The organism is Treponema sp. R80B11-R83G3 (genome assembly GCF_054786115.1).
On record NZ_BDHF01000142.1, the window covers coordinates 1 to 2,559 of the forward strand.

A 2,559-nucleotide genomic window follows, 5' to 3' on the forward strand; every position below is an offset into this window, starting at 1 on the left:
AACGCAAAGAAAAGTTGCATACTGCATTTATTAAGAGACAGGAATACTGGCGGACAAAAAATGCCGGTTCCTGACACACCTTATATGCTTGTCTTAAAAACGGCAAGTTCAGCATAAGCAGTACATTTTGCCATGCGCAGCCTGCCCTGACTGTACTCAAGGATTTATTCGGCATACATCTTCTAGCGGTAATAAGCATTTTCCCCAAATTAGCCTGAATATTGCTTGAAAATGTTATCCAATAAATTTATTACATTATTTTTAATATCATCAGATAAGTGATTAAGCATTGTTTGGTGGGCAGGTATTTCTTTCCTTATAAAAAGTTCAAAAACCTCAATCTCAAGAACTTTTGCTAATTTTGCCACTGTTTCAGCTTTAGGGTATTTAGTTCCACGTTCAATGCTACTCAGGAAAATGACCGAAATATTTGCTTTTTCGGCTAAAACCGCCTGGGTTAATCCCTTCCGCAAGCGGAAAAATTTGATATTTTCCCCCAAAATGGCTTTTACAGCCTTTCCGTCCATGTATCATACCCCTAAAACCACTTTTATACAATAAAAATAAAAACCATTATTGACAAAAATCTAGCAGATATATAAACTATTTCTATGTGGAATATAAGGAATATACATCTTATTTCAACAAAAACCGCCCTTTTGGGCTGTATATATTTTGGAAAAACGCCTTATAACAAAGGCTTTTTATACAACACAAAAGGAGTGTTTAATATGAAAAAAATCGTAATCGCATTATTACTATGCACGGCACTGTGTGCGGCAGTCTTTGCGCAAAATGGAAATGATTTTGAAATCATACAAAACAGAAGCGGAGGAATTACTATAACCAGATATACCGGTACAACAACAAACGTAGTTATTCCGTCAACCATTGAAGGAATTAGAGTTACGGAAATTGGCGGTTATGCGTTTGACAGTAAAAATATTATCAGTGTAACCGTACCGGACAGCGTTACCAGCATCGGGAAATATGCTTTTAAAGACTGTGATAATCTTAGTAGCGTAACCATAGGGAACAGCGTTACAAAAATTGGAGAAGAAGCTTTTGAAGGCTGCAAGCTTACCAGCGTAACCATAGGGAATAGCGTAACTCAGTTTGGGAAAGATGCGTTTCCTAATAACTTTGCTGACTTCTACATAGGACAAGGGAAAAAGGCAGGGACATATATGTGGTCGGGCAGACTTTGGAAAATTGCCACAGCAGCCGAAATAGAACAAGCAAGGAAGGTGCTTAAAGTAGAAATGATACGGATACCCGGCGGGACTTTCCAGATGGGGAAAGAATTGGCTGGAACCGAAGACGTAACACCCGTGCACACGGTAACACTGAGCGCCTTTTCCATGGGTAAGTACCCGGTAACGCAAGAGCTGTATTATTCAGTAACGGGGAATAACCCCAGTAAGTTTATCTCGGACCCGGCGAGCGGGGAGGCGCAGGGGAAGCGCCCTGTTGAGAGCATAACGTGGTACGACGCTGTTGAATTTTGCAACAAGCTGAGCGCGATTGAAGGGTTGCAGGCGGTGTATACGATTACCAGCAGGTCGCCTTCGGCAGGGTATCCCATATATGAAGCGAAGGTAACCGCAGACTTTAGCAAGAACGGATACCGTCTGCCGACTGAGGCACAATGGGAATACGCGGCAAAAGGCGGGAACCCTAACTCAGCAGGGTGGAAAGAGTATATGTATTCGGGGAGCAACAAAGTAAGCGACGTAGCTTGGTATGGCGACAACAGCGGTAATCGTACACACGAGGTGGGGAAGAAAGCACCTAACGGTCTAGGTTTGTACGATATGAGCGGAAACGTGTTGGAGTGGTGCTGGGACTTTTACGGCAACTATACCGACTGGGCGCAGACTGATCCTATGGGTACGTCTTCGGGGACTAACCGCGTGTTTCGCGGCGGGTGCTGGCGGTATTCCGCCGAGTTACTGCGTTCCACGTACCGATTCAACTACACCCCGAGCGGCCAGAGCCCCTCTCTTGGCTTCCGGCTTGTCCGTCCCTAGTTTCAAGTAAGAGTAAAATGGAGAAATGCCCGAGCATGGGAATAGAGCGCACCTGTATCTAATACCGCTTTTCCCTAGTGCCGTTATGCGACATTTATACGTTACTGATAGAATTTATTGCTAATTGCTCATTGCTAATAGAGCACAGTGATAAAATGCCCATTACCGCAATAAGATGTATGCCGAATAAAACCCTTGAGTACAGTCAGGGCAGGGCTGCGGGTGGCAAAAACATCTTCTGTGGGTTCCCCGACGTAGAGACTTTGGAATAAAACAAAGAAAATTCAGAGAATAAAAGTCCGGCGACGTACCCTAGATAAAGCTTTCTACCCACCACTATTTAGTCGCCGGAAAGGCTCGGAGTCGGGCTCTCCCAGAGTTTTTGCTACCCGCAGCCCTGCCCTGCCTGTACTGAATAAATGCTTGGGCATACATCGTGTAAGCAATTGACATAATTTCTTAAAAACGATATAAAGAGATTAAATAAACACTCATGGAGGAAATATGAGCTACGTAGACAAAATTATCT

Annotated in this window: 2 protein-coding genes; one reads left to right on the top strand and one right to left on the bottom strand. The window is 43.6% G+C overall.

Annotated elements, in window-relative coordinates; genetic code table 11:
- Window positions 1-209: 209 nt before the first annotated feature.
- Window positions 210-527, bottom strand: coding sequence for a helix-turn-helix domain-containing protein (locus tag ACYVRH_RS11670; RefSeq protein ID WP_461257088.1), 318 nt, complete (start codon window positions 525-527; stop codon window positions 210-212).
- Window positions 528-731: 204 nt separating this feature from the next.
- Here ACYVRH_RS11670 and ACYVRH_RS11675 point away from each other — a divergent pair, with 204 nt between their 5' ends.
- Window positions 732-2,030 (top strand): SUMF1/EgtB/PvdO family nonheme iron enzyme, encoded by a 1,299-nt coding sequence (locus ACYVRH_RS11675; protein ID WP_461257089.1) that lies wholly within the window; start codon window positions 732-734, stop codon window positions 2,028-2,030.
- The last annotated feature ends 529 nt before the right edge of the window (window positions 2,031-2,559 follow it).